Source organism: Vibrio sp. YT-17 (assembly GCF_033337375.1).
Taxonomy (GTDB): Bacteria; Pseudomonadota; Gammaproteobacteria; order Enterobacterales; family Vibrionaceae; genus Vibrio; species Vibrio alginolyticus.
Window position 1 is genome coordinate 1 of sequence record NZ_JAWOQP010000091.1, and the last position, 1379, is coordinate 1379.

Sequence of the window (1379 nt, forward strand, 5' to 3'; positions counted from 1 at the left end):
TCTGATCAAGGCGACCAACGTCGTATTATGACGCCAGTTGATGCTATTCAAGCGGGTTCTGACTACCTTGTTATTGGCCGTCCGATCACTCAGGCGACGGACCCTGCTGCCGTATTGAAATCTATAAACGACAGCTTAGCTAGCAAGTAATAACTCTCGAGCATCAAATGGATAAAGGTGAGGCTAGGATGCCTCACCTTTTTTCTTTCTCAGAACAACGAATTACCCGATGAGAACAAAGGTTCTACGGATTATTCTTAGTCCTACAGGGGAATGCACTATATCGATCACACTTTAATAACATAATTGATAATGATAAGCCGAAAATGCAACCATGTGCTGTAGATGGCTTGCGTTACAAATAGGTAACGAATACTATGTCGAAGATGCATTCACTGCGTTGTAAGGTCTAGGATGACCTGGTGAAACTCTTTGAAATCAATATAGAAGTCGGCAGGATGTCGCTTTCATATTATGCTCCTACTATTTCCTATCTGCGTACTGTCGTGTCCGCAGCCTATCGTGAGCTTCACACTCGTCTTCCTTGTACTGACCTTAGTGCGCAAACACAACAAGGAAGAAATATGACCAAAAAAATGCCATTTTCAGTTTTGGCTGCACTGACTGCTGTCAGTTTTCAACTGCATGCAGCTGAGTTGCCTGCTGATATCGAGTGGGTTTCAAATAATAATGAGCCGTTATTTGCTTCGGAAGAAGCCGTTTATGGTGGAACTTACCGCACTTACATCGAAAGTTTTCCGCAGACATTACGCAGTGTTGGTCCGGATGCTAACTCTGGATTGCGCCAATATTTGATGGATGGCACGCCAAAAATGGCTCAACGTCACCCAAATACGGGTAAGTGGATTCCTCAATTGGCTAAGTCATGGGCATTTGGTGAAGATAATAAAACGGTTTATTTTAAGCTTGATGACACTGCGAAATGGTCTGATGGTGAGAAAATCACGGCCGATGATTATGTCTTCATGATGCAGTACTACACCTCAAAAGACATTATTGACCCTTGGTACAATGACTTTTTTACCAACAGCATTGTTAGCGTGGAAAAAATTGATGATTACACCATCCGTGTTAATTTAGCGGTTGCACAGAGTCATGACTCTCTGATGGTCATGATTAATATGCCAAGCAATGGCTTCCAACCTCGTCCAAAACACTTTTTCAAAGGTGAGAAGGATGAAAACAACGATGGCATGCCGGATAACTTTGTACGTAAATTCAACTTCAAAGCTGAACCAACGGCAGCACCATACTACCTAGATAAGGTTAAAAAAGGGAAAAGTGTTACCTTTAAGCATGTTGGTGAAGATTGGTGGGGCTACAACAATCGTTACTATAAGAACCGTTATAACGTAGAG

Annotated in this window: 2 protein-coding genes; both read left to right on the forward strand. The window is 42.3% G+C overall.

The genetic code is table 11. From position 1 onward, the window contains the following. Positions 1–150: orotidine 5'-phosphate decarboxylase / HUMPS family protein (locus R7F67_RS24075; RefSeq protein ID WP_318057443.1), on the forward strand; the 150-nt coding region annotated here is incomplete at its 5' end. Between the two features lie 434 nt (positions 151–584). Next, positions 585–1379: ABC transporter substrate-binding protein (locus R7F67_RS24080; RefSeq protein WP_318057442.1), on the forward strand; the 795-nt coding region annotated here is incomplete at its 3' end.